This is a genomic window from Methylobacterium ajmalii, assembly GCF_036448855.1.
GTDB lineage: Bacteria > Pseudomonadota > Alphaproteobacteria > Rhizobiales > Beijerinckiaceae > Methylobacterium > Methylobacterium ajmalii.
Genome location: NZ_JAZFXT010000068.1, coordinates 135,773 through 161,218 on the forward strand (window position 1 = coordinate 135,773; position 25,446 = coordinate 161,218).

The window sequence follows — 25,446 nt, forward strand, 5'->3', positions numbered from 1 at the left end:
GCGATTACGACGGAAAGTTCAGACGATGAAGCTCTCGGTGAAGGCCAAGCTCGCGGCGTCCTCAGGCCTGGTGCTGCTGCTCGCCGCGGCGGCCGGCGGCCTGAGCTACTGGCGCCTGAGCGAACTGGCGGCGAGCCAGCAGGTGCTGGCGGCGCGCGGCCAGCGGGTCGGGACGATCTCCGACCTGCAGAACGCCCTCGGCGCCGCCGGCCGGACCGAGAAGAACATCGTGCTCGAGAGCGACCCGAAGCGGATCGCCGAGTTCGGCCAGCTCCTCGCCCATCAGAACGCCGAGCTCGCCCGCCTGCGCGCCGAGCTCGAGCGCGGTGCGACCGGCGACGAGCAGCGCCTCCTCGCGACGGCGGCCGACAAGCTCGCCGCGGCGGGCCGGACCCAGGCCGAGACGGCGAAGTGGGGTTCGCTCAACTCGAACTTCCGCGCCTCGCAGTTCTACCAGGCCGAGATCCTGCCGCAGGTCCGGCAACTGACGGCAGCCTCCGACGCGCTCCGCGACCGGCTCGCCAAGGAAGGGGGCGAGGAGGCTCTGCGCGGCGCCCTCGCCTTCGAGCGCCTGCGTGCCGACTGGCTGCGCTACACCCGCTCCTTCGCCCTCATGCTGTCGACGGGCTCGCTCGCGGAGCTCGACGGCGCGGTCAAGGAGGCGGATGCCCTCGAGGCCGCGTTCCGGGCCGAGCTCGCCCGCACGAAGGCCGCCGCCCCGGGCCTCGGCGAGGGCGCCGTCGATCTCGCCTCCCGGTACGAGGCCGCCGCCCCGCTGATGAAGCGCGCGCTCGCGATCGCCGCGGAGGGCGGCAACCTGCGCGCCGCGACGCTCACCATGGGCGAGGGCCGGGAGCAGCTCGCCGCCGCCATGAAGGCCTATGACGAGGTCGCGGCGTTCATCAAGCAGGAGATGACGCAGGCGGCCGTGCAGGGCGCGGCGAATGCCGACAGCGCCAAGATGATGCTGATCGTGATCCTGCTCGGATCGCTCGCGATCGGCATCGGCGCGTCGACCTGGATCGCGCTGGCGATCAGCCGCGGTCTATCCGAGGCGGTCGGCCTCGCCGACGCGGTGGCGGAGGGCGACCTGTCCCGGACCCTGACGGTGCGCTCGCAGGACGAGATCGGCGCCCTCGTCGCCTCGCTCAACGCCATGACGGCGAATCTGAAGGCGAACGCGTCCGTGGCCGAGGCGATCGCCGCCGGCGACCTCACCGTCGAGGCCAAGCCCCTCTCCGACCGCGATGCCCTCGGCCTCGCCCTCAAGACCATGCTGGAGCGCCTGCGCAGCGTCGTGTCGGAGGCGCTCGGCGCCGCCGGCAACGTGTCGGCGGGCAGCCAGGAGCTGTCGGCCTCCGCCGAGCAGCTCTCCCAGGGCTCGACCGAGCAGGCTTCCTCCACCGAGGAGGCCTCGGCCTCGATGGAGGAGATGGCCGCCAACGTGCGCCAGAACGCCCAGAACGCCAGCCAGACCGAGACCATCGCCCGGCAATCCGCCCGTGATGCCGAGGCCAGCGGCGCGGCGGTGGGGCGTGCCGTCGAGGCGATGCAGACGATCGCCCAGAAGATCACCATCGTGCAGGAGATCGCCCGCCAGACCGACCTGCTCGCGCTCAACGCCGCCGTCGAGGCGGCGCGGGCCGGCGAGCATGGCCGGGGCTTTGCGGTGGTGGCGAGCGAGGTGAGGAAGCTCGCCGAGCGCAGCCAGACGGCGGCGGCCGAGATCGGGACGCTGTCGGCCGACAGCGTGCGGGTGGCGCGGGACGCGGGCGAGATGCTGGGGCGTCTGGTGCCCGACATCAAGCGGACGGCGGGCCTGGTCGAGGAGATCACGGCGGCGTGCCGCGAGCAGGACGTGGGGTCGGCGCAGATCAACCAGGCGATCCAGCAGCTCGACAAGGTGACGCAGCAGAACGCGTCGGCGTCCGAGCAGGTGTCGGCGACGTCGGAGGAGCTGGCGGCGCAGGCCGAGCAGCTGCAGGCGACGATCGCGTATTTCCGCATCGGCGAAGGCAGTGCGGAGTTGGAGGCGGGGGTCGGCCAGCTGCGACGCACGGCGGCCCGGATGGCGGCTCCGGTCAAGGTGGCCGCGAAGGCCGCCCCGAAGGTCGCATCCAAGCCGGTGGCCAAGGCGCCCGCCGGTCGCTCGGCCCAGCCGCGCAGCGGCGGCTTCGCCTTCGACATGGGCGAGGACGAGGACGACGCCGCCTTCAAGCGCAGCGCCTGACCCCGAGGGGGCCGATGCCGGCCCCCTTTCCTTCCCATCACGGGGCCCGTCGACGGCTCCGTCCCCTTCCCGCCGGAGCGGCCCCGGATGTCCCACGCCACCGCGCAGTACCTCACCCTCGGGCTCGACCGCGAGACCTTCGGGATCCCGATCGCCCACGTGCAGGAGATCCTCGACCACCGGCCGGTCTCGGCCCTGCCGCAGGCCCCGGCCTTCCTCCTCGGCATGATCGACGTGCGCGGCCGCAGCTATCCGGTGATCGACCTGCGCACCAAGCTCGGGCTCGCCCCCGTGGAGCCGACCGCGGCGACGCGGATCATCCTGCTCGACGTCGTCGTGAACGGCCGCCCGACCGGGATCGGCGTCGTCGCCGACCGGGTGTTCGAGGTCACCGCCCTCGATCCGGGCCGGATGGAGGAGGCGCCGGAGGTCGGCGGGCGCTGGCGCGCCGACTACATCGCCGGCATCGGCCGCAAGGGCGAGGCCTTCGTGGTTGTGTTCGATCTCGCGCGCCTGATGGCGGGCGACGCCCCGGCGCTCCGCGATGCAGCCTGAGATCGGCTCCGTACTGCAGGACGGCCATTACCGCTCGATCGCCGCGCTGATCGAGGAGCGGGTCGGCATCCAGCTTCCCGCGGTGAAGCGCACGATGGTCGAGGGCCGCCTGCGCAAGCGCGTGCGCGCCCTCGACCTCGACGGTCTCGACGCCTATGGGCGGCTGCTGTTCGAGGAGGGCTTCCTCTCCCAGGAGCTCACGCACCTGATCGACTGCGTGACGACCAACAAGACCGACTTCTTCCGCGAGCCGAGCCACTTCGACTTCCTGCGCGACGAGGCGGTGCCGCGGCTCGCCGCGCGCGGCCGCGGCCGGCCGCTGCGGCTGAAGGTGTGGAGCGCCGCGGCCTCGATCGGGGCCGAGGCCTACACCCTGGCGATGGTCCTCGACGACATGGTGCGGGCCGGCCACGAGATGACCTACGGCATCCTGGGTACCGACATCTCGACCCAGGTGCTCGCCGTCGCGGCGCGGGGGATCTACGCCACCGACATGCTGGCGCCGGTGCCGCCCGAGTTCCGCCGCCGCTACGTCATGGAGGCCCGCGACCCGGCCCGCCGCGAGGGCCGCATCGTCCCCGAGTTGCGCCGCCAGGTCCGGTTCCAGCACCTCAACCTGATGGACGACCGCTATCCGGTCGATTCGGGCGTGCACGTCATCTTCTGCCGCAACGTGCTGATCTACTTCGACAAGCCGACGCAGAAGAAGGTCGTCGAGCACCTGGCCAGGCACCTCGCCCCTGGGGGCTTCCTGGTGGTCGGCCATTCGGAATCGATGGCGGGGGTCGGCGCCGCCGGGCTCGTCCAGGAGACCTCCTCGATCTTCCGCCGTCCCGAAGGCAGCGGCCGGTGAGCGCCCGCGACCCGATCCGGGTCCTGATCGTCGACGATTCGGCCTCGGTGCGCCAGACGCTCGCCGGCATCCTGGACGAGGCGCCGGACATCGCGGTGCTCGCCACCGCCGCCGATCCGTTCGCGGCGGCGCGGCGCATCCGCGACGACCTGCCGGACGTGATCCTGCTCGACCTCGAGATGCCGCGGATGGACGGGCTCACCTTCCTGCGCAAGATCATGGCGCAGAAGCCGATCCCCGTGATCGTCTGCTCGGGGCTGGCCGAGCCGGGCTCGCAGCTCGTCGCCGAGGTGATGGAGGCCGGCGCGGTCGCGGTCCTGCCGAAACCCCGGGTCGATACCCGCCAGGCGCTGATCGATTCCTCCCGGCGCGTCTGCGACGCCGTGCGGGCCGCCGCCCGGGCCAAGCCCCGGAGCGCGGGGCGGCCCCGCTCGGTCGAGGCCAAGCTCACCGCCGACGCGATGCTGCCCCCGGTGGCCGGCCGCCGTCCGGTGGTGGCGACCGAGCCGGTCGTCTGCATCGGCGTCTCGACCGGCGGTACGGAATCCCTGCGCAACGTGCTCGAGCCGCTGCCGCCGGACTGCCCCGGCATCCTGATCGTCCAGCACATGCCCGAGCACTTCACCGCCGCCTTCGCGCGCCGGCTCGACGGGCTCTGCGCCATCGCCGTCAAGGAGGCCGAGGACGGCGACGTGGTGCGGCCGGGCCTCGCGCTGATCGCGCCGGGCGCCCGCCACATGCTGCTCCAGCGCTCGGGCGGCCGCTACCACGTCGCGATCAAGGATGGCCCGCCGGTCTCGCGCCACCGTCCCTCGGTCGACGTGCTGTTTCGCTCCGCCGCGCAGGCCGCGGGCGGCAACGCGCTCGGCATCATCATGACCGGCATGGGCGACGACGGCGCCGCCGGGCTTCTCGAGATGCGCCGGGCCGGCGCCCGGACGATCGCGCAGGACGAGGCGAGCTCGGTGGTGTTCGGGATGCCGAAAGAGGCGATCGAGCGCGGCGCGGCCGAGAAGGTCGTCGGCCTCGACCACGTCGCCGGCGAGATCCTGCGCTTCGGCCTCGTCGCGCGGGGCGGCGAGGCCGGGTGACGGCGGGCCGCGTCCGCCGCGGCCCGGCCTCGACCGAGAGCATTTTCCGACGAAGTGGAAACCGGTTCGTCGCAGAAAATGCGCCAAAACAAAGACTTGGAGAGCTTCGCGATTGCAGCGCGATCGTGAGGCTCTCTAGCCGCGCGGAAACACCCGCGCGGCGCCCACCGCCAGCGCCACCCGGTCGCCCGGGGCGTAGACGTCCGTCACCTTGACCTCGACCGGGGCCTCGGCGCCGTCGAGCTGGATCTCCGCCACGGTGCCCCGCCCGGTGCGGCGCCACTCGCGCACGGTGCCGGGCAGCGTGCCGGCGCCCTGCCCGACCGTGAGGTCCCAGGGCCGCAGGCAGAGATCGACCGGGCCGTGCGGCCAGCCGGCCTGCGCGGCGATCACCGGGTGCCCGGCGACGCGGACCTGGCCGTCGACGACCTCCGCCGGCAGGCGGGCGGTCTCGCCGACGAAGGACATCACGAAGCGCGAGGCCGGATGGTCCTGGACCTCGTGGGGCGCGCCGACCTGCTCGATGCGGCCCTTGTTGAGGATCGCGATCCGGTCGGCGAGTTCCAGCGCCTCGTCCTGGTCGTGGGTGACGAAGATCGTGGTCTGGCCGGTCTCGCGGTGGATCTCCCGCAGCCAGCGGCGCAGGTCCTTGCGCACCTGGGCGTCCAGCGCCCCGAACGGCTCGTCGAGGAGCAGCACCGAGGGCTCGACGGCGAGCGCGCGGGCGAGCGCGACCCGCTGGCGCTGGCCGCCCGACAGCTGGCCCGGGAAGCGCTTGGCGAGATCGGGGAGCTGGACGAGCTCGAGCAGGCGCTCGACCCGGTGGCGGATCTCGTCCTCCCGCGGGCGCTGCGCCCGGGGGCGCGAGCGCAGGCCGTAGGCGATGTTCTCGAACACCGTCAGGTGGCGGAACAGGGCGTAGTGCTGGAACACGAAGCCGACGCCGCGGCGCTGGACCGGGATGTCGGTGGTGTCCTGCGGGCCGAAGAACACCTTTCCGCCGTCCGGGATCTCGAGCCCGGCGATGACGCGCAAGAGCGTCGTCTTCCCCGAGCCCGAGGGACCGAGCAGCGCCAAGAGCTCGCCCGGCTCGATCGCCAGGCTGACGCCTTCGAGGGCGGCGGGCCCCGGGCCGCCGTAGCGCTTGACGATGCCGTCGACCCGGACCGCCGTGCCGGCCTGGCGCAGGCGCTCGGCGGATGCCGTCTCGACCGGGCGGCTCTGCACCTCGCGGCGCAGGGACAGGGTGGTGGGCGCGAAACCTGCGGTCATCTCAGTGGGCTCCGCGTCCGGCCAGCGCATCGGCGTGGCGCCATTCGAGGAAAGACTTGCCCGCCAGGGTGACGAGCGCGAGGAGCGCCAGCAGCGAGGCGATCCCGAACGCCGCCACGTAATTGTACTCGTTGTACAGGATCTCGACGTGCAGCGGCATGGTGTTGGTGAGCCCCCGGATGCGACCCGACACGACCGACACGGCCCCGAACTCGCCCATCGCCCGGGCGTTGCAGAGCAGCACGCCATAGAGCAGCGCCCAGCGCACGTTGGGCAGCGTCACGGTGCGGAAGACCCGCCACGGGCTGGCGCCGAGGGTCAACGCGGCTTCCTCGTCGGTGGTGCCCTGGTCCTGCATCAAGGGGATCAGCTCGCGGGCCACGAACGGGAAGGTGACGAACACCGTGGCGAGCACGATGCCCGGCACCGCGAAGATGATCTCGATCCCGTGTCGCTGCAGGAACGGGCCGAACAGCCCCTGCGCCCCGAAGATCAGGACGTAGATCAGGCCCGCCACCACCGGGGAGACCGAGAACGGCAGGTCGATGAGGGTGATCAGCAGGTTGCGGCCGCGGAAGTCGAACTTGGCGATGGCCCAGGAGGCGCACAGGCCGAACACCACGTTGAGCGGCACCGCGATCACCGCGACGAGGAGCGTCAGGCGGATCGCCGCCAGCGCGTCGGGCTCCGCGAAGGTGTCGAGATAGGCCCCCACCCCCTTGCTCAGCGCCTCGACGAAGACGACGGCGAGCGGCAGCAGCAGGAAGAGGGCCAGGAACGCGACCGCCAGCAGCGTCAGCGCGATGCGGACCGGGCGCGGCTCGGTCAACGCGGCGTGGGCCCCGCGGGCGGCGGGGCGGGCCGGCGGGCCGATTGAGGGAACGGTGGTCTCAGACATGCCCGAACCTGCGGCGGCTGAAATCCTGCAAGAGGTTGATGGCGAGGAGCGCCGTGAACGACATCAGCAGCATCACGGCGGCGATGGCGGTGGCGCCCGCGTAGTTGAACTCTTCGAGCTTGATCACGATCAGGAGCGGCGCGATCTCCGAGACGTAGGGCAGGTTGCCGGCGACGAAGATCACCGAGCCGTACTCGCCGACGGCCCGGGCGAAGGCCAGCGCGAAGCCCGTCAGCATCGCGGGGATCAGGGGCGGCAGGATCACCGTGACCAGCGCCCGGAACCGCGAGGCGCCGAGGATCGCAGCCGCCTCCTCGCTCGACTTGTCGATCTCGGCGACCAGCGGCTGCACCGTGCGGACGCAGAACGGCAGGCCGACGAAGACCAGCGCCACCAGGATGCCGAGCGGCGTGTAGGCGACCTTGATGCCGAGAGTCATCAGCGGCTCGCCGAGCCAGCCGTTCGGCGCATAGAGGCTGGCGAGCGCGATGCCGGCCACGGCGGTGGGCAGCGCGAAGGGCAGGTCGACGAGCGCGTCGATCAGGCGGCGGCCGGGAAACCGGTAGCGGGTCAGCACCCAGGCGATCAGGAGCCCGAACACCGCGTCGATCGCGGCGGCGGCGAGCGACAGGCCGAACGAGGTCTTGAGCGCCGCGAGGTTGCGGGCATCGGTGATCAAGGCCCACAGGCCGGCGGGGCCGACGCTGGCGGCGCGCAGCAGCAGCACCGCCAGCGGCAGGAGCACCAGCAGGGTCAGGTAGGTGAGCGTGATCCCGAAGGTCAGGCGGAAGCCCGGGATCGCAGTCGGGCGCCGGAAGCGGGGCCGGGCCGCGGCCCGGCCCGCGGGCAGGGCCGCGGCGCCGCTCATTGGCGGGACTTCAGGATGGCGTCGAACACGCCGCCGTCGTCGAAGTGGGTCTTCTGGGCCTTGGCCCAGCCGCCGAAGGTGTCGTCGATGGTGACGAGCTTCAGCTTGGGGAAGCGGGCGAGGTCGGCCTTGTCCGCCGCCGCCTCGTCGCGCGGGCGGTAGAAGTTCTTGGCGATGATCTTCTGCGCTTCCGGCGTGTAGAGGAACTGCAGGTAGGCCTCGGCCTGCTTGCGGGTGCCCTTCTGGTCGACGTTGGCATCGATCAAGGCCACCGGCGGCTCGGCCAGGATAGAGATCGACGGCACGACGATGTCGAACTTGCCCTTGCCGAATTCCTCGTCGGCCAGGAACGCCTCGTTCTCCCAGGCGATCAGCACGTCGCCGAGGCCCCGCTGCACGAAGGTGGTGGTGGCGCCGCGCGCACCCGTGTCGAGCACCGGCACGTTCTTGAACAGGGCGGTGACGAAGTCCTTCGCCTTGGCGTCGTCGTTGCCGTTCTTGGCGAGCGCGTAGGCGTAGGCGCCGAGGTAGTTCCAGCGCGCGCCGCCCGAGGTCTTCGGGTTCGGGGTGATGACCTGGATTCCCGGCTTCACCAGGTCGTCCCAGTCCTTGACGCCCTTCGGGTTGCCCTTGCGGACCAGGAACACGATGGTCGAGGTGTAGGGCGTCGAGTTGTTGGGCAGGCGCGTCTGCCAGTCGGCCGGCAGCTTCTTCGAGCGGGCCGCGATGGCGTCGATGTCGCTGGCGAGCGCCAGCGTCACCACGTCGGCCGGCAGCCCGTCGATGACCGAGCGGGCCTGGGCACCGGAGCCGCCATGCGAGGCACGCACCGTCACGGTCTCGCCGGTCTTGGCCTTCCACTCCTTGGCGAAGGCCGCGTCGATCGCCCGGTACAGCTCCCGGGTCGGGTCGTAGGAGACGTTGAGCAGCGTCTGCGCCTTCACCGGGGCGGGCGCCCCGGCGAACGCCAGGAGCGAGGCCCCGGCGACGAGCGCGAGCGACGAGCCCCGGAACAGCCGCTTCAGGGAGCTGAGCAGGCCGCCGCCGGCGGGCGCCGCCCCGGTCTTCGGCTCGGTCTTGTTGGCGTCGGTCCTCGCGCCGCCCTGCGGAGCGGCCGGCAGCGCCTGGACGAGGCCGAGGGCCGCGGTGTCGGTGGTGGCCCGGTCGATCAGGATCAGGCTGCCGGTGTCGCGGTTCTGGCGATAGGCGTCGACCGCGACCTTGCGGTCGAGGCTGAGCGTCACGTCGCCGATGTCGTTGGCATTCAACGACTCGGCCGGCACGCCCTGCCCGGTCTCGGTGTCGATGCGCGCGCGCACGGCCTCGACCACGGCATTCGCCGTCACGGTGCCGACCTTGGCGAGGTAGGTGGCGCCCGGCGTCAGCTCGGCCTCGTTGGCCCAGAACAGCCGGACCTCGAGCCGGTCGCTGACGATCGGCGGCTGCGCGGCCGCCGTGATGACGCTGCCGCGGGAGGCGTCGACCTCGTCGGCGAGCACCAGGGTCACCGACTGGCCGGCGATGGCCCGCTCCAGGTCGCCGTCGTAGGTGTAGATGCGGGCCACCGTGGACGGGGTGCCGGCGGGCGCCACCACCACCTTGTCGCCGACCGCGACCGCACCCGAGGCGATCAGGCCGGAGAAGCCGCGGAAGTCGGAATTCGGGCGGTTGACCCACTGCACCGCCATGCGGAACGGGGCGGCCTCCTCCTCGACGTGCGCGGGCACCTCTTCGAGGTACTGGAGCAGCGGCGCGCCGGTGTACCAGGGGGCGGCGGTGCCCGGCAGCACGACGTTGTCGCCGTTCGCCGCCGAGAGCGGGATGCCGGTGACGTCGGTGAAGCGCAGGTCCTTTGCGAAGGCCTGGAACTCGGCGACGATCGCCTCGAACCGGTCTTGCGACCAGCCGATCAGGTCCATCTTGTTGACGGCGAGCACGACGCGGCGGATGCCGAGCATCGAGACCAGGAGCGCGTGGCGCTTCGTCTGCGGGCTCAGCCCCTTGCGGGCATCGACCAGCAGCACCGCGACCTCGGCGGTCGAGGCGCCGGTCGCCATGTTGCGGGTGTACTGGACGTGGCCGGGGGTGTCGGCGACGATGAAGGAGCGCCGCTCGGTCGAGAAGAACCGGTAGGCGACGTCGATGGTGATGCCCTGCTCGCGCTCGGCCTGGAGGCCGTCGACGAGGAGCGCGAGGTCGAGCTCACCGCCCCGCGTGCCGTGGCGGCGCGAATCGCGCTCCAGCGCGCTCACCTGATCGTCGAAGATCTGCTTGGTGTCGTGCAGGAGCCGCCCGATCAGGGTCGACTTGCCGTCGTCGACGGAGCCGCAGGTGATGAACCGCAGCACTTCCTTGCGCTGGTGGGCGGCGAGGAAGGCCTCGTAGCCGAAGGCGCGGGTGGATTGGTGCACGGTCATCAGAAGTAGCCTTCCTGCTTCTTGCGCTCCATGGCGCCGGCGCCGTCCTTGTCGATCACCCGGCCCTGCCGCTCGGAGGTGCGGGCGGCCAGCGTCTCGCCGATGATCTCCGGCAGGGTCGCGGCGTCGCTCTCCACCGCCCCGGTCAGCGGGTAGCAGCCGAGCGTGCGGAAGCGCACGAGCCGCATCTCCGGCGTCTCGCCGGGGTTCAGCGGCAGCCGCTCGTCGTCGACCATGATCAGCTGACCGTCGCGGCTCACCACCGGGCGCTCGGCCGCATAGTAGAGCGGGACGATCGGGATGTTCTCCTGCTCGATGTAGAGCCAGATATCGAGCTCGGTCCAGTTCGACAGCGGGAAGACCCGCAACGACTCCCCGCGCTGCTTCTTCATGTTGTAGAGGTGCCAGGGCTCGGCGCGCTGGCGCTTGGGGTCCCAGCGGTGCTGCGCGGTGCGCAACGAGACGATGCGCTCCTTGGCCCGCGAGGCCTCCTCGTCGCGCCGCGCGCCGCCGAAGGCCGCGTCGAACTTGTGCTTGTCGAGGGCCTGGCGCAGGGCCTGGGTCTTCATCACGTCGGTATGGACCTCGGAGCCGTGGCTCACCGGCCCGATGCCGCGGGCGAGCCCGTCCGGGTTGGTGTGGACGATGAGATCCAGCCCGAGCTCCTCGGCGCGACGATCGCGGAACGCGATCATCTCGCGGAACTTCCAGGTCGTGTCGACGTGCAGCAGCGGGAACGGCAGGCGGCCGGGCGCGAAGGCCTTGAGCGCGAGGTGCAGCAGGACCGAGGAATCCTTGCCGATCGAGTACAGCATCACCGGGTTCTCGGTCTCGGCGACCGTCTCCCGCATGATGTGGATGCTCTCGGCCTCCAGGCGCTGGAGGTGGGTCAGGCGGTCGAGCCCGTCGGTGCGGACTTTGAGGGCGGCGCTCATGCGGCCAGCTCCGGGTTGGATGTTTTCGAAGACGTATCTGAAGACTGTGCCGGCTCGAAGGCGGCGGGCTCTCGACCGGGCTTGATCTCGCTGCCGGGCGCACCCGCGACGTGGAGGCCGCATTCCTGCTTGCCCGCCTGCTCCCACCACCAGCGGCCGGCGCGCTCGGGCTCGCCGACCTTCACCGCGCGGGTACAGGGCGCGCAGCCGATCGACGGGAAGCCGCGGTCGTGCAGCACGTTGTAGGGCACGTAGTTCTGCCGGATCAGCTCGGCCAGCGCCTCGCGGGTCCAGTCGGCGATCGGGTTCAGCTTGACCAGGCCGCGGACGGGGTCGGCCTCCGCCAGCGGCGTCTCGGCCCGGTTGGCCGACTGGCCGGCGCGCAGGCCGGTGAGCCAGCCGGCGGCGCCGGCGAGCGCGCGGCCCAGCGGCTCGACCTTGCGGAAGCCGCAGCAAGCCTGGCGCGCCGCGACCGAGTGGCGAAAGCCGTTGATGCCGGATTCCGCGACGAAGCTTTCCTCCGCCTCGCGCTCCGGCACGTAGGCGCGGATGCGGAAGCCGTAGGCGGCTTCCGTCTCGGCCCAGGTGTCGTAGGTCTCGGGGAAGAGCCGGCCGGTATCGAGGGTGACGATCTCGGCGCGGGACTTCGCCATGCGCAAGCCGTGGGTCAGCGCCTGGTCCTCCAGGCCGAAGCTCGTGGTGAAGACCAGGCGGCCGCCCACCGTCGCGTCGATCAGCGCGAGGCGCTCCGACAAGGCGAGGGGACGCAGGCGCGCCGCCAGGTCGTCCGCCAGGGCGTTTTGCGCCGCGTGGTCGAGGGAGAGGGTCATGGAGAGCCCGGGATTGGCTGCTTGTGTGAGGGGGTAACTGTTCGCTATACCGAACACTGTCAAGGCATGGCTGGGATGCGGTCCCGGTGTTTTTCGGGGAATTTCGATCCCTCACCACCGCATCCGGCCGATATTGCAGCCTCGGCAACGATCCCGGCGGAAAATCCGTTCCCTTCCCTCGGGTCAGTCTTGAAAGATTCTTCTCCAAAACCGGAGCCGCGCAGTGGATGCCATCGATCTGAAGATCCTCGCCCTGCTCCAGAACGACGCGACGCTGTCGATCGCCCAGATCGGGGAGCGCGTCGGCCTGTCGCAGACCCCGTGCTGGAAGCGCATCCAGCGCCTCGAGGCGGACGGGGTGATCGACCGCCGGGTGGCGGTGCTCGACCCGGTCAAGCTCGGCCTGGGCCTCACGGTCTTCGTCTCGATCGAGACCAGCGACCACTCGCGCGAGTGGCTGGAGCGCTTCGCCGCCACCGTCGCGGGGATGCCCGAGGTGCTGGAATTCTACCGGATGGCCGGCGACGTGGATTACATGCTCCGCGTCGTGGTGGCGGACATGCAGGCCTACGACGCCTTCTACAAGCGCCTGATCGCCGGGCTGCCCCTGAAGAACGTCACCTCCCGGTTCGCCATGGAGAAGGTGAAGAGCACCACCGCCCTGCCGCTGCCGACGGCGCCGTTCGTACAGCCGGTCGCGGCGGGTGGAAAATAATATTCTCTTTCAGCGCCTGCGGACGATAACGACGATCTCCCGCGGACGCGTTCTTCAAAAAGAACATTTCGGTTGACTCCGGGGCGGCGCGGGCACATCTGTGCGGGCATGTCTCGCCCCGCGCTTCTTCCCCGCACGGCTCCCTTCGGCGACGCCGAGCGGGCCCATCTCGATGCCGCCCTCGGCTCCACCACCGCCCTGCAGCGGGCGTGGCTCGCCGGCTTCCTCGCCGGGCTCGACGCCGCAGGCGCCGCCGCCGCCGAGGCGCCGGCCCCGGCCGCGCCGCCGCGGGCCGCCGAGCCGCTGACGATCCTGTTCGCCAGCGAGTCGGGCAACTCGGAGAAGCTCGCCGGCGACGTCTCCAAGCTCGCGCGCAAGTCCGGCTTCAAGCCGAAGGTCGTCGATTTCGCCGACCTCGACGTGGCGGCGCTTTCCAAGGAGAAGCGCGTCATCGTCATCGCCGCCACCTGGGGCGAGGGCGAGCCGCCGGCCCGGGCCGTGCGCGCCTACGGCGAGATCATGGGCGAGGGCGCGCCGCGCCTCGACGGGGTCGAGTTCGGCGTGCTGGCGCTGGGCGACACCTCGTATGCCGAGTTCTGCGCTACGGGTAAGCGCCTCGACGAGCGCTTCGAGGCGCTGGGCGCCAAGCGCGTGCTGCCGCGGATCGATTGCGACCTCGACTTCGACAAGCCGGCCGCCGCCTGGATCAAGGACGCCCTCAAGGCGCTCGCGCCTGCCGAGCCCGCCGGCAACGTCGTGGCGGTCGACTTCGCCCGCGCGGCCGGCGCCGACGAGGAGGTCGAGGTCAGCCGCGAGCCGGTCACCGTCGAGGTGATCGAGCACGTCAACCTGAACTCGTCGCGCTCCGACAAGGAGACGATCCACCTCGCGCTCGCCTTCGAGGACGGCGCCCCGGCCTACGAGCCCGGCGACTCCCTCGAGCTCTATCCCGAGAACGACCCGACGCTGGTCGACCAGATCCTCAAGGCCGCGGGTCTCGAGGGCGATTCGGTGCTGCGCCAGGCGCTGCTCGCCGAGCGCGACATCACCACCCTGTCGGCCGCCACGGTCGAGCGCTTCGTCAAGGCCACCGGCCACGAGGAGGCGCGCCGCCTGATGGAATCGAACGAGGTCCGGGCCTGGATCGAGGGCCGGCACCTCATCGACCTGATCGAGACCTATCCGGCCAAGCTGTCGGCGCAACACCTCACCGACATCACCCGGCCGCTGCCGCCGCGGGCCTACTCGATCGCCTCCTCGCGGGCCGAGGTCGGCGACGAGGCCCACCTGACCATTGCGGCGGTGCGCTACACCACCCACGACCGGGCACGCACCGGCGTCGCCTCGGTCCACGTCGCGGACCGCATCCGCAACGGCGCCAAGCTCAAGGTGCGGGTGAAGCCCAACAAGCATTTCCGCCTGCCGAAGGATCCGGGCACCGACGTGATCATGGTCGGCCCCGGTACCGGCGTCGCGCCGTTCCGCGCCTTCGTGCAGGAGCGCCGCGCCACCGAGGCTCCGGGCCGCAACTGGCTGTTCTTCGGCGATCGCCACTTCACCCACGACTTCCTATACCAGCTCGAATGGCAGGAAGCCCTGGAGGACGGGTCGCTCGCCCGCATCGACGTCGCCTTCTCGCGCGACCAGCCCGAGAAGGTCTACGTCCAGGACCGGATCTGGGAGCAGCGGCGCGAGCTGGTGTCCTGGCTCGACGGCGGCGCCCATTTCTACGTCTGCGGCGACGCCAAGGCGATGGCCAAGGACGTGCGGGCGGCTCTCGTGAAGGCTTTCGCGGATGTGAAGGGTCTGGATGCGGCTGCCGCCGAGGCTGCCGTGGCCGGCCTGGAGCGCAGCCACCGCTACCAGCAGGACGTCTACTAGGATCCGCATCGCCGGGTGCGCATGTCCCCTCTCCCCGCCCGGCGGGGAGAGGTGAAGGGAGCCTGGCTCCGGCAACCAGTTCCGAGGTGTCACACCCTCACCCCTGCCCCTACTCACGTCCGAGAGGGGTTCCTGCGTCTCGTTCGCTGCTGTCAGGCGTCGGAGACGCTGGTAGATGATGCGCCATACCCGGCGACCGAACGGACACACCCCATGGCCGACCACAAGACCGCCGACCTCTCCCCCGCCGAGCGCGTCTACGAGACGCCGCCGACCGAGCGCCCGATCACCGAGGCGGAAGCGGCGCGCGCCGCCAAGCTCTCGGCCAACGAGCACATCAAGATCGCCAGCGGCTACCTGCGCGGCACCCTCGCCGAGGGGCTCTTGAAGAATGCCACCGGCGCGATCTCCGACGATGACGGGCAGCTCGTGAAGTTCCACGGGATGTACCTGCAGGACGACCGCGACCTGCGGGCCGAGCGCACCAAGAAGAAGCTCGACAAGGCCTACTCGTTCATGATCCGCCTGCGCATCGCCGGCGGCGTCGTGACCCCGAAGCAGTGGCTGATCCTCGACGAGATCGCCCGCACCTACGCCAACGGCACCCTGCGGGCGACGACGCGCCAGACCTTCCAGTATCACGGCGTCATCAAGTCGAACCTCAAGCGCACGATGGCGGCGATCGATGCGGCTTTGCTCGACACAATCGCGGCCTGCGGCGACGTCAACCGCAACGTGATGGCGGCGACGAACCCGGCCCAGAAGGGCGCCCACGAGGCGGCCTACAAGCTGGCCAAGGACATCTCCGACAGCCTCCTGCCGAAGACCAATGCCTGGCGCGAGATCTGGCTCGACGGCGAGCGCGTGGTCGGGGGCGAGGATGCGAGCGAGGTCGAGCCGGTCTACGGCAAGACCTACCTGCCGCGGAAGTTCAAGACCATCGTGGCGGTGCCGCCCTCCAACGAGGTCGACGTCTACGCCCACGACCTCGGCTTCATCGCGATCCTCGACAAGAAGGGCGAGGTGACGGGCTGGAACGTCACCGTCGGCGGCGGCATGGGCATGACCCACGGCGAGACCGACACCTTCCCGCGCACCGCCGACGTGATGCTCTTTTCCGAGCCGGAATACGCCCTCAAGGTCGCCGAGGCGGTGATGACCGTCCAGCGCGACTGGGGCAACCGCAACGTCCGCAAGAACGCCCGCCTGAAGTACACGATCGAGCGCTACGGCCTGAAGGCCTTCCGGGCCGAGGTCGAGAAGCGGGTCGGCCGCGCCTTCCAGGATCCGAAGCCGTTCACCTTCACGGGCAACGGCGACCGCTACGGCTGGGTCGCGGGCGACGACGGCAAGCACCACCTGACGCTCTACGTGCCGTCGGGCCGGATCAAGGACGTCGAGGGCGGGCCGCAATTCCTGGCCGGCCTGCGCCGCATCGCCGAGGTGCACCAGGGCGATTTCCGCCTTACCGGCAACCAGAACGTCATCATCGCCAACGTCCCGGCGGACAAGAAGGCGGAGATCGACGCGCTGGTGCAGGAATACGGCCTCACCACCGGTGCAGGGGCCTTGCGCCGCAACAGCCTCGCCTGCGTGGCGCTGCCGACCTGCGGCCTGGCTCTCGCCGAGAGCGAGCGCTACCTGCCGAGCCTGATCGACGAGCTGGAGGAGAGCCTGGCCTCGCACGGCCTGGCCGAGGACGACATCACCATCCGGATGACCGGCTGCCCGAACGGCTGCGCCCGGCCGTTCATCGCCGAGATCGGCCTCGTCGGCCGCGGCCCCGAGCGCTACAACCTCTATCTCGGCGCCGCCTTCGACGGCTCGCGGCTGAGCAAGCTCTACGCCGAGGACGTCACGGCCGCCGACATCCGCCCCAAGCTCGATCCGCTCTTCGCGGCCTACGCCAAGGACCGGACGAAGGGCGAGCGCTTCGGCGACTTCGTGATCCGGGCCGGCTACGTGGCGAAGACCGGCAACGGGCCGGACTTCCACGTCCAGACCGGCGCGCAGAAGGCGGTGGCCTGAGCGGGGCTGCGAAAGATCGAAAAAGGGTCGCCGAACTCATTCTCGACCTCATCCTGAGGTGTCAGTCCATTGTAATGGACTGACCTCGAAGGAGGGCTCCGGATGTCTCGGCGATCCCTGGTGCCCTCCTTCGAGGTCAGCCGATCGTTGATCGGCTAACACCTCAGGATGAGGCTGCGGGTGGGATCGCGTGAGAGGCCTCTGGCTTTCCCTCTCGCGAACCGGAAGCCCTCACCCCGCCGCGTCCAGTTCCTTGACGATCGCCGCGATCACCCGCGTGTCCGTCGGCTCGACCGGCGTGGCGAAGGCCGCCGCCAGGTGGCCGTCGCGGCCGACCAGGTACTTGTGGAAGTTCCAGCGCGGGGTCTCGGCCGGCTTCTCGGCGGCGGCCCAGCGGTAGAACGGGTGTGCCTGAGGCCCCGTCACGCTGGTCTTGCCCACCACCGGGAAGGTGACGCCGTGGTTCTTGCGCGCGGCCTCGGCGATCGCCATCCCGTCGAGGGGTTCCTGACGGCCGAAATCCGGCGAGGGCACCGCGATCACCGTCAGCCCGCGGGAGCCGAACCGGGTCCAGAGCTGCTGCAGCCCTGAGAATTGCGGGGCGTAGCCGCAGGCGGTCGCCGTGTTGACGACCAGGATCGGCTTGCCGGCAAGGCCGGCCAGCGCGAGGCTGCCGCCCTCGGGCTTGGCGAAGCCGAAGGCCGAGGCGGTGACGGCGCTCTGCTGCGATGCGGCGCGGGCCGGCAGCACCAGCGCGCTTCCGATCAGGACCAGGGCCTCGCGTCGGGCGAGCGGCATGGCGAAACATCTCCTTGATGACCTCGCCCGACTGTGTCGCGCTGTCCCGGCCGGCGCAAGCGCCGACGTACGGCCACGCTTGCACAAGGTCGTGTGGTCGGATCGTCTCTCGATGAACTTCCAACCGACTGTCACGTTGTCCGATCACATTGGTCGGGAGGTCAGACGTGGACCGGCACGAGATCCTGAATTACTTCGAGCATCGCCGCGATGGCGCCTGGGTCTGCACCCGGCCCGTGACCCTGACCACCGCCCGCGAGAGCGTGGCGATCCGGCCCGGCGCGCGGTTCGACTACGGCAAGAAGGTCGGCGGGATCGATCTCGCCGAGTACCTGGAACGGCTCGGCTCGCAGTTCGGGTCCTGACGCGCGGCCCCTGACAGCCGGAGCCGGGTGACGCAGATGCCACACTCGGCTCCGAGGTTGCCTGGGCCTTTTGACCCCGATGCGACCGGCACGATAGGCTTCGTGGATGATCCCTGCCCTGTCCGTCCCCTCGCCGGTCGAGGAATCGCCGCCCGATACCCGCTGCCGCATCCTGGCGACGGCCGAACGCTTCTTCCGTGAGATCGGCTACCAGAAGACCACGGTGGCCGACATCGCCAAGACCCTTCGGATGAGCCCCGCCAACGTCTATCGGTTCTTCGATTCGAAGAAGGCGATCAACGAGGCGGTGGTGGCGCGTCTCATCGGCGAGGTCGAGGCGCGCATCGCCGCCCTCGCCGATCGGCCCGGGCTCACCGCCGAGGCACGTATGCGCGAGGTCATCGTCTTCCTGCACCGCGACGCCGTCGGCCGCTTCACCGGCCATCCCCGGATGCACGAGATGGTCGAGGCGGCGATGTCCGAGAGCTGGGATGTCTGCCGCCACCACGTCGACCGGATCACCGCGGTGCTGGAGCGCGTCATCGCCGACGGCGCGGCGCGGGGCGAGTTCGCGGTCGAGGATCCTGCGGTGGCGGCGCGCTGCGTCCATGCGGCGATCGTGCGCTACTGCCACCCGGTGCTGGTGGTGCAGTGCCCGGACGATTTCGTCCCGGACCTCGACGCGATGATCGCGTTCCTGATCGGCGCGCTGAAGGCGGGGCGGGCGGCACCGGCGCACTGAGCCCCCGCAAGGCGGTTCGGCCGGCCCCGGTGGTGCGCGGGTCCGGCCCGCCGGCCGTTCGCCGCCTCTCCCGTTTGCACCCGCGGATGCGCCCGGCAGGATCTTCCGTATGCGAGCCTGTTTGCCTTGCGACGTCACGATCGCGAGGGGATTTCCTATCCTTCCCTTCACCTCATCCTGAGATGCCGGCGATCATCGATCGCGTGCGATCTCCGCTCGCCAACGCCTCAGGATGAGGTTGCCGGTGGGATACAGTATGCCGATCGGTCGAACAGGCTCCGAAACGTCCCGGGACGGCTCCGACGATTTCCGGTTGATCGCTTCGCGATGCGGAAATCGTATCACGCCGCCCGGGATTCGAAGTCGATCCGCGGGTCGATCCAGCTGTAGGTCAGGTCGGAGAGCAGGTTCACCACCAGGCCCAGCAGCGAGAAGATGTAGAGGTTGGCGAACACCACCGGGTAGTCGCGGTTCACGATCGACTCGAACGAGAGCAGCCCGAGCCCGTCGAGGCTGAAGATGGTCTCGATCAGGAGCGAGCCGGCGAAGAACGCCGAGATGAACGCCCCGGGAAATCCCGCCACCACGATCAGCATCGCGTTGCGGAAGACGTGGCCGTAGAGCACCTGGCGCTCGGACAGACCCTTCATCCGGGCGGTCAGCACGTATTGCTTGCGGATCTCGTCGAGGAACGAGTTCTTGGTCAGAAGCGTCGAGGTGGCGAAGGCCCCGATCGCCATGGCGACGATCGGCAGCGTGAGGTGCCAGAGGTAGTCCGTCACCTTCTGCCAGAGCGGGAATTGCGACCAGCCCTCGCTGGTGAGCCCGCGCAGCGGGAAGACCTGGAAGAACGATCCGCCGGCAAACAGCACGATCAGCAGGATCGCGAACAGGAAGCCGGGGATGGCGTAGCCGACGATGACGACGCCCGACGTCCAGACGTCGAAGGGCGAGCCGTCCCGCACCGCCTTGCGGATGCCGAGCGGAATCGAGATCGCGTAGGAGATCAGCGTCATCCACAGGCCGAGGCTGATCGAGACCGGCAGCTTCTCGCGGATCAGCTGCAGCACCGAGACGTCGCGAAAGTAGCTCTTGCCGAAATCGAAGCGGGCGTAGTCCCACAGCATCTTCGCGAAGCGCTCGGGCGCCGGCTTGTCGAAGCCGAATTGCTGCTCCAGGCGCTTGATGAAAGCCGGGTCGAGGCCTTGCGCGCCGCGGTAGCGGGAATTGGATTCCCCTCCCCCGGCCTGGGAGGTGCCGCCGCGCCCGGCGAGGTCGCCGCCGCCGCCGGTGACCCGGGACATCGCGGTGTTCTGGCCCTGGAGCTGGGCCAGCACCCGTTCCACCGGCCCGCCGGGGGCGAACTGCACGATGACGAAGGAGATCAGCATGATCCCGAGGATCGTCGGGATCATCAGGAGGAGCCGGCGCAGGATGTAGGCGGCCATGAGGTCAGGTCCGTCCGATCTTTCGGGCCTTGTCGGCATCGTGCCACCACAGGGCGGGCACGCCGAGGCCGTAGCGGGGCAGGTCGCGCGGGCGGCCGTACAGGTCCCACAGCGCCAGGCGATGGGTGCCGGAGTACCACATCGGCACCCAGTAGCGGCCGGCCCGCAGCACCCGGTCGAGCGCCCGGCAGGCGGTGGTGAGGTCCGCCCGCGAGGTCGCGTCGGCGATGCGGTCGAGCATCGCGTCGGCGGCCGGGTTCTCGATTCCGGCGAGGTTCTGCGACCCCGGCACCTTGGCGGCCCGGCTGCCGTAGACTTCGCGCAAGCCGGCGCCCGGCGTCGGCGAGCCGCCGAACCGCGTCGAGATCACGTCGAAGTCGAAATCCTTGAGCCGCGCCTGGTACTGCGCCGCGTCGACGAGGCGCGAGCTCGCCCGGATGCCGAGCAGGGCCAGGTTCTTGATGTAGGATTGCAGCAGCGGCTGGAAGACCGGCGAGGAATCCAGGAACTCGAAGGCGAGCGGCTGGCCGTCCGGCAGCTTCATCACCCCGCCCTCGCGGGTGCAGCCGGCCTGGCGCAGGAGCCCGTCGGCGCGGCGCAGGAGCGCCCGGTCCTGGCCCGACCCGTCCGAGCGCGGCGGCGACCACGGCTCGCCGAAGACCTCGTCGGGCACCTTTCCGCGGAACGGCTCGAGCAGCGCCAGCTCCTCGGGCGCCGGCATCCCCTCGGCCTTCAGGTCGGATTTTTCGAAGAACGAGGCGGTGCGCGTGTAAGCGCCGTACATCAGGTTCTGGTTCGACCATTCGAAGTCGAAGGCGAGCCCGATCGCCTCGCGGATGCGGGGATCGCGAAAGACCGGCCGGCGGGTGTTGAGGAACCACCCTTGAGTGGCCGAGGGCGTGTGGTCCGGCACCGTCTCGCGCTTGACCCGTCCCTCCTGGACGGCCGGAAAATCGTAGCCGGTGGCCCAGACCCGGGAGGTGAACTCCTCGCGCCAGGTGAAGGTGCCGGCCTTGAACGCCTCGAACGCCACGTCGCGATCGCGGAAATACTCGTAGCGGATCTCGGAAAAGTTGTTCTGGCCGACGGTCACCGGCAGGTCGGCGCCCCAGTAATCGGCGACGCGCTCGAAGGCGATGAAGCGGCCGACCTCGAAGCGAGAGACCCGGTAGGCGCCGGAGCCGAGCGGCGGCTCGAGCGTCGAGGCCTCGAAGTCGCGGCGCCGGTAATACGCCTCCGAGAAGATCGGCAGCTCGGCGACGAGGAGCGGCAGGTCGCGGCTGCGGCCTGGGGCGAAGCGCACCACCACGGCGTCGTCGCCGTCCGCGCTCGCCCCGGCGACGTCGCGCAGGACCGCGGCGATCTGCGGGTGGCCCTTCTCCTTGAGCGTCAGGATCGAGAAGGCGACGTCGCGGGCGGTGAGCCGCGAGCCGTCGTGGAAGCGCGCCTGCGGGCGCAACGCGAAGCGGTAGGCCAGCCCGTCCGCGCTCACCGACACGCTGCGGGCGACGAGGCCGTAGAGGGCGTCCGGCTCGTCGAGGGCCCGGACCATCAGGCTGTCGAAGGTCAGGTCCATGCCGGCGGCGCCGTCGCCCTTCAGCACGTAGATGTTGAGGGTGTTGAAGGTCTCGAAGGCCTGGTTGCCGGTGGTGGTCGAAAGCGTGGCCGAGAACGTCCCGCCCTTCGGCGCCATCGGGTCGACATAGGCGAAGCGCGGGAAGTCGACCGGGTATTTCAGGTCGCCGAAGCCGGACAGGCCGTGGCGCTCGGTCTCCTCCGCCAAGGCGGGGCCCGGGACGGGCACGCGGGCGGCGAGCAGGGCCGCCCCGCTTCCGGCGAGGAAGGTGCGCCGCCGCATCAGCGCGCCGCCCCGGTCTTGGCCGCGAGATCCTTGTCGTACCACCAGGTCGTCGGGAAGCCCGAGGCGCCGTATTTCGGCAGCACCGCCGGATGGGCGAACCGGTTCCAGCGCAGGGTCCGCGACACGTTCGAGGACCATTGCGGCACGACGTAGTTATGGGCGAGCAGCACCCGGTCCAGCGCCCGGGTCGCGGCCACCAGCTCCTCGCGGTCGCCGGCGTAGATCACCTTGTCGATGAGCGCGTCGACGCCCGGATCCTTGATGCCCGCGTAATTGCGCGAGCCCGGCCGGTCGGCGGCGGCCGAGCCCCAGAAGTCGCGCTGCTCGTTGCCGGGCGAGAGCGATTCGGCCCAGTTGCTCAGGGCCAGCGCGTCGAAGTCGAAGCCGCGCACCAGGTTCTGGTACTGGGCCGGATCGACGACCCGCAGGCTCACCTTGAGGCCGACGCGCTCGAGCGCCGCGCGGTAGGGCAGCACCACCCGCTCGGCCGAGTTGTCGTAGCCGAGGAACTCGACCGTGAAGGGCTGGCCGCTGGCCTTCTCGACCATCTGGTTGCCGCGGATCTCGTACCCGGCCTCCTGGAACAGGCGCACGGCCTCGCGCAGGTTCGCCCGCACGGCTTCCGCGCTGCCGTTGACGGGGTTCTTGTAGGGCGCGGTGAAGACCGAGGCCGGCACCTTGTCCTTGACGCTCTCCAGGATCGCCCGCTCGCGGCCCTCGGGCAGGCCGGACGAGGCCAGCTCGGTGCCGAAGAAGAACGAGTCGACACGCTTGTAGAGCCCGTAGAACAGGGTGCGGTTCATCTCCTCGAAGTCGAAGGCGAGGTTGAAGGCCCGGCGCACCCGCTCGTCGGAAAACTTCTTGCGCCGCAGGTTGAGGGTGAAGGCCTGCATGATGCCCATGCCGGCCTGCGGAAACTCCTCCTTGAGGATCCGGCCCTCGCGCACGGCCGGGAAGCCGTCATAGGCGGTGGCCCAGTTGCGGGCGATGTTCTCGGTGCGCCAGTCGAACTGGTCGGCCTTGAACGCCTCGATCATCACCGTCGCATCGCGAAAATACTCGGCGCGCTGGGTGTCGAAGTTGTTGGCGCCGCGGTTTACCGGAAGGTCGCGGCCCCAGTAATCCGGAACCCGCTCGTAGGTGGCGGTGCGGCCGGCGTCGAACCGGGCGAGGCGGTAGGGGCCCGATCCGAGCGGGATCTCGAGCGTCGTCTCGGTCGGGTTGCGGGTCTTGCCGCTGGCGTCCTTGCCTTGCCACCAGTGCTTGGGCAGCACCGGCAGCTGGCCGACGATCTGGGGCAACTCGCGGTTGCCCTTCTCGGCGAAGGTGAAGGTGACCTCGCGCGGGCCAGTCGCCTCGGCCTTCGTCACGTTGTGGTAGTAGGCGGCGTATTGCGGGCTGTTCTCCTTCAGGACCTCGAAGGAGAAGACCACGTCGTCGGTGGTCACCGGCTTGCCGTCGTGCCAGCGCGCCTCCGGCCGCAGGCGGTAGACGACGCTGCCGATGTCCTCGGCCGGGCGCACCCCGTCGGCGAGCAGGCCGTAATAGGTCGAGGCCTCGTCCTGCGCCTGGGCCAGCAGGGTGTCGTAGATCAGCGGGATCTGGCTCTCGAGGTCGCCCTTCACCCCGGCCACGATCATGTTGAAGTTGTCGAACGAGCCCTGGGAGCCGAACCGCACCAGCCCGCCCTTCGGCGCGTCGGGGTTGGCGTAGTCGAAATGCGTGAAGCCCGGCGGGTATTTCGGCTCGCCGAGGAGCGACAGGCCGTGGCGCCAGCCCCCGTCGGGAGGGGCCGTCCCGGCCGGGGCCGCACTGCCTGCCGGGGCGGTCCCCGGCGTCTGGGCCGGGGCCTGCGCCGGCAGGGCGGCGGCTCCCAGGAGGGCGAGGGCGGCGCGGCGGGTAAGGGGGCGTGCGATCACGCGGGGCGATCCTCCGGCTGGAAACGGGTTTCACCCCCGTTCTAGGTCGCGGGGTGCGGCTCCGCCAACCCGGGCGCGTCCGCGCAGGGGGCCCGGGACGAGAAAGGCCGGGCTCTCGCCCGGCCTTGCGTTCACGCGATGCTTCGTCCTGCGGTCGCCCATCCGCCCGTCAGGGCTTGGGGAAGTCGACCGGCTTGTCGGAGAGGGTCTTGAGGTAGGCCAGGATGTCGGCCCGCTCGGCGCCCGAGGGCACGCCCGCGAAGGCCATGATGGTGCCCTGCACGTACTGCTTGGGGGCGTGCAGGAAGTGGTCCAGGTCCTCGTAGGTCCAGTTGCCGCCCTTGGCCTTCATGGCGGCGGAGTAGCCGAAGCCCTCGTGGCTGCCCTTCGGCCGCTCGACGACGCCGTAGAGGTCGGGACCGACCTTGTTCGGGCCGCCCTTCTCGAAGCTGTGGCAGGCCATGCACTTCTTGGCGGCGGCCTGGCCCTTGGTGGCGTCGGCGCTGGCGAGGCGCACGGGCAGCGGCTCCTCCTTGGCGGCGGCGGGCGCGGCGGCGCCGGCATTCTCCTCGGCGGCGGGCAGGGCATAGCCGCGATCACCCGCCGGCTTCGGCTTGTAGATCAGCTCGGCCACGAAGCCCGTCCCCATCGCGAGGAGAAGGGCGCCGAGCACTGCGCCGGCGACCTTGTTAAGCTCGAAGGAATCCATTCTCGGCAGCTCCGATGCTCCGGTGAGCAGGGGCGATTCGAGGCGCGGCCCGGCGCCACGCCGCAGTGATAGTCCGCCGGTGCTTAGCCGTTCTGCGACACCGTTGACAATGGCTCTAAACATCGTCGGTTCGTCGCAGAGCGCCGGCGTGTGGACGGCGCCACGGTTGGCGTCCGCCGCGATCAGGGGCCCCGCCGAAGCCGGCCGTCATGACAAGCCCCGCCCGCACTGCTAAGAGCCGCGGCTCGCCGGGCAACCGACGCCCCGCAGGATGCGAAGCCCCCCGCATGTCCGACCCGCTCGTCCTGATCCCCGCCCGCCTCGCCGCGACCCGCCTGCCCGAGAAGCCGCTGGCCGACATCGCCGGCGAGCCGATGATCGTGCATGTCTGGCGCCGCGCGATCGAGGCCGGCCTCGGGCCGGTGGTGGTCTGCACCGACACGCCCGCCATCGTGCAGGCGGTCGAGGCGGTGGGGGGACTGGCGGTGATGACCCGGCCCGATCACCCGTCGGGCTCCGACCGCCTCGCCGAGGCCCTGGAGGTGATCGATCCGGAGGGGCGCCACGACGTGGTGGTGAACGTGCAGGGCGACCTGCCGACCATCGACCCCAGGGCGATCGCCGCCTCCGTGGTGCCGCTGGCCGACCGAGGGGTGGACATCGCGACGCTGTGCGCCGTCATCACCCGGCCCGAGGAGCGGACCGAGCCGAGCGTCGTCAAGCTCGTCGGCTCCGAGATCGCGCCGGGGCGGCTGCGGGCGCTCTACTTCACCCGCGCCACCGCGCCCTACGGCGACGGCCCCCTCCTCCACCATATCGGGCTCTACGCCTATCGCCGCCGGGCGCTCGCCCGCTTCGTGGCGCTGCCGCCGAGCCCGCTCGAGCTGCGCGAGAAGCTCGAGCAGCTGCGGGCGCTCGAGGCCGGAATGCGGATCGACGCCGTGGTGGTGGACGACGTGCCGCTCGGCGTCGACACCCCCCACGACCTCGAGCGCGCCCGCGCCGTCCTGGCCGCCCGGCGCCTGAACTGA

Annotated in this window: 21 protein-coding genes and 1 pseudogene; 10 read left to right on the forward strand and 12 right to left on the reverse strand. The window is 70.6% G+C overall.

Translation table 11 applies throughout. From position 1 onward, the window contains the following. Window positions 1-25 precede the first annotated feature (25 nt). The 4 genes from V3T34_RS28085 to V3T34_RS28100 all read left to right on the forward strand — a co-directional run bounded on the left by V3T34_RS28085 (window position 26) and on the right by V3T34_RS28100 (window position 4,729). On the forward strand, window positions 26-2,230 hold the full coding sequence (locus tag V3T34_RS28085) for a methyl-accepting chemotaxis protein (RefSeq protein WP_305078319.1): 2,205 nt from the start codon (window positions 26-28) through the stop codon (window positions 2,228-2,230). Between the two features lie 87 nt (window positions 2,231-2,317). After that, window positions 2,318-2,785, forward strand: coding sequence for a chemotaxis protein CheW (locus V3T34_RS28090; RefSeq protein ID WP_305078320.1), 468 nt, complete (start codon window positions 2,318-2,320; stop codon window positions 2,783-2,785). Beyond that, window positions 2,775-3,638, forward strand: a complete 864-nt coding sequence (locus V3T34_RS28095) for a CheR family methyltransferase (RefSeq protein ID WP_060847901.1) — start codon at window positions 2,775-2,777, stop codon at window positions 3,636-3,638. Before V3T34_RS28090 ends, V3T34_RS28095 begins: the two co-directional genes overlap by 11 nt. After that, window positions 3,635-4,729 (forward strand): protein-glutamate methylesterase/protein-glutamine glutaminase, encoded by a 1,095-nt coding sequence (locus tag V3T34_RS28100; RefSeq protein WP_305078321.1) that lies wholly within the window; start codon window positions 3,635-3,637, stop codon window positions 4,727-4,729. The genes V3T34_RS28095 and V3T34_RS28100 overlap by 4 nt, the downstream gene beginning before the upstream one ends. A gap of 135 nt (window positions 4,730-4,864) precedes the next feature. Here the strand turns inward: V3T34_RS28100 and V3T34_RS28105 are convergent, their stop codons facing one another. From V3T34_RS28105 to V3T34_RS28135, 7 genes and pseudogenes are all read right to left on the reverse strand, one after another. Further along, window positions 4,865-6,001, reverse strand: a complete 1,137-nt coding sequence (locus tag V3T34_RS28105; protein ID WP_305078322.1) for a sulfate/molybdate ABC transporter ATP-binding protein — start codon at window positions 5,999-6,001, stop codon at window positions 4,865-4,867. 1 nt (window position 6,002) lies between these two features. Beyond that, complete coding sequence (cysW, locus tag V3T34_RS28110) at window positions 6,003-6,899, reverse strand: sulfate ABC transporter permease subunit CysW (protein ID WP_060847904.1); 897 nt, start codon at window positions 6,897-6,899, stop codon at window positions 6,003-6,005. Beyond that, window positions 6,892-7,767, reverse strand: a complete 876-nt coding sequence (gene cysT, locus V3T34_RS28115; protein ID WP_091882189.1) for a sulfate ABC transporter permease subunit CysT — start codon at window positions 7,765-7,767, stop codon at window positions 6,892-6,894. Before cysT ends, cysW begins: the two co-directional genes overlap by 8 nt. Further along, complete coding sequence (locus tag V3T34_RS28120) at window positions 7,764-8,738, reverse strand: sulfate ABC transporter substrate-binding protein (protein ID WP_236012759.1); 975 nt, start codon at window positions 8,736-8,738, stop codon at window positions 7,764-7,766. Before V3T34_RS28120 ends, cysT begins: the two co-directional genes overlap by 4 nt. 137 nt (window positions 8,739-8,875) lie before the next feature. Next, a pseudogene (gene cysN, locus V3T34_RS28125) lies at window positions 8,876-10,184 on the reverse strand (sulfate adenylyltransferase subunit CysN); the annotation flags it as partial. Further along, on the reverse strand, window positions 10,184-11,119 hold the full coding sequence (gene cysD / locus V3T34_RS28130) for a sulfate adenylyltransferase subunit CysD (RefSeq protein ID WP_060847907.1): 936 nt from the start codon (window positions 11,117-11,119) through the stop codon (window positions 10,184-10,186). The pseudogene cysN and the gene cysD, both read right to left, overlap by 1 nt. Beyond that, window positions 11,116-11,949, reverse strand: a complete 834-nt coding sequence (locus V3T34_RS28135) for a phosphoadenylyl-sulfate reductase (protein WP_305078324.1) — start codon at window positions 11,947-11,949, stop codon at window positions 11,116-11,118. The genes cysD and V3T34_RS28135 overlap by 4 nt, the downstream gene beginning before the upstream one ends. Before the next feature lie 223 nt (window positions 11,950-12,172). Here V3T34_RS28135 and V3T34_RS28140 point away from each other — a divergent pair, with 223 nt between their 5' ends. From V3T34_RS28140 to V3T34_RS28150, 3 genes are all read left to right on the forward strand, one after another. Then, window positions 12,173-12,664, forward strand: coding sequence for an Lrp/AsnC family transcriptional regulator (locus tag V3T34_RS28140; RefSeq protein WP_060847909.1), 492 nt, complete (start codon window positions 12,173-12,175; stop codon window positions 12,662-12,664). 108 nt (window positions 12,665-12,772) lie between these two features. Next, window positions 12,773-14,545 carry a diflavin oxidoreductase gene (locus V3T34_RS28145; RefSeq protein ID WP_305078325.1) on the forward strand — a complete coding sequence of 591 codons (1,773 nt, stop codon included), beginning with the start codon at window positions 12,773-12,775 and terminating at the stop codon, window positions 14,543-14,545. 213 nt (window positions 14,546-14,758) lie between these two features. Then, complete coding sequence (locus V3T34_RS28150; protein WP_060847911.1) at window positions 14,759-16,573, forward strand: NADPH-dependent assimilatory sulfite reductase hemoprotein subunit; 1,815 nt, start codon at window positions 14,759-14,761, stop codon at window positions 16,571-16,573. A 231-nt stretch (window positions 16,574-16,804) separates the two neighbouring features. Here the strand turns inward: V3T34_RS28150 and V3T34_RS28155 are convergent, their stop codons facing one another. Continuing rightward, window positions 16,805-17,371 (reverse strand): glutathione peroxidase, encoded by a 567-nt coding sequence (locus tag V3T34_RS28155; RefSeq protein WP_060847912.1) that lies wholly within the window; start codon window positions 17,369-17,371, stop codon window positions 16,805-16,807. A 167-nt stretch (window positions 17,372-17,538) separates the two neighbouring features. Between V3T34_RS28155 and V3T34_RS28160 the strand changes: the two genes are divergently transcribed. Both V3T34_RS28160 and V3T34_RS28165 read left to right on the forward strand, forming a co-directional pair. Further along, the gene (locus V3T34_RS28160; RefSeq protein WP_060847913.1) at window positions 17,539-17,736 is read left to right on the forward strand and encodes a hypothetical protein; all 198 of its coding nucleotides are present in this window, start codon (window positions 17,539-17,541) and stop codon (window positions 17,734-17,736) included. Between the two features lie 106 nt (window positions 17,737-17,842). Continuing rightward, on the forward strand, window positions 17,843-18,478 hold the full coding sequence (locus V3T34_RS28165; RefSeq protein ID WP_060847914.1) for a TetR/AcrR family transcriptional regulator: 636 nt from the start codon (window positions 17,843-17,845) through the stop codon (window positions 18,476-18,478). Window positions 18,479-18,819: 341 nt separating this feature from the next. On the opposite strand, the gene V3T34_RS28170 is transcribed toward V3T34_RS28165, so the two are convergent. The 4 genes from V3T34_RS28170 to V3T34_RS28185 all read right to left on the reverse strand — a co-directional run bounded on the left by V3T34_RS28170 (window position 18,820) and on the right by V3T34_RS28185 (window position 24,415). Then, on the reverse strand, window positions 18,820-19,926 hold the full coding sequence (locus V3T34_RS28170; RefSeq protein ID WP_060847915.1) for a microcin C ABC transporter permease YejB: 1,107 nt from the start codon (window positions 19,924-19,926) through the stop codon (window positions 18,820-18,822). Window positions 19,927-19,930: 4 nt separating this feature from the next. Then, window positions 19,931-21,784, reverse strand: a complete 1,854-nt coding sequence (locus V3T34_RS28175; protein WP_305078326.1) for an extracellular solute-binding protein — start codon at window positions 21,782-21,784, stop codon at window positions 19,931-19,933. Continuing rightward, entirely contained in the window at window positions 21,784-23,706 is a 1,923-nt protein-coding gene (locus tag V3T34_RS28180; RefSeq protein ID WP_305078327.1) for an extracellular solute-binding protein, read from the reverse strand. The genes V3T34_RS28175 and V3T34_RS28180 overlap by 1 nt, the downstream gene beginning before the upstream one ends. A gap of 169 nt (window positions 23,707-23,875) precedes the next feature. Continuing rightward, on the reverse strand, window positions 23,876-24,415 hold the full coding sequence (locus V3T34_RS28185; RefSeq protein WP_060847917.1) for a c-type cytochrome: 540 nt from the start codon (window positions 24,413-24,415) through the stop codon (window positions 23,876-23,878). A 287-nt stretch (window positions 24,416-24,702) separates the two neighbouring features. Here V3T34_RS28185 and V3T34_RS28190 point away from each other — a divergent pair, with 287 nt between their 5' ends. Further along, window positions 24,703-25,446, forward strand: coding sequence for a 3-deoxy-manno-octulosonate cytidylyltransferase (locus V3T34_RS28190; RefSeq protein ID WP_060847918.1), 744 nt, complete (start codon window positions 24,703-24,705; stop codon window positions 25,444-25,446).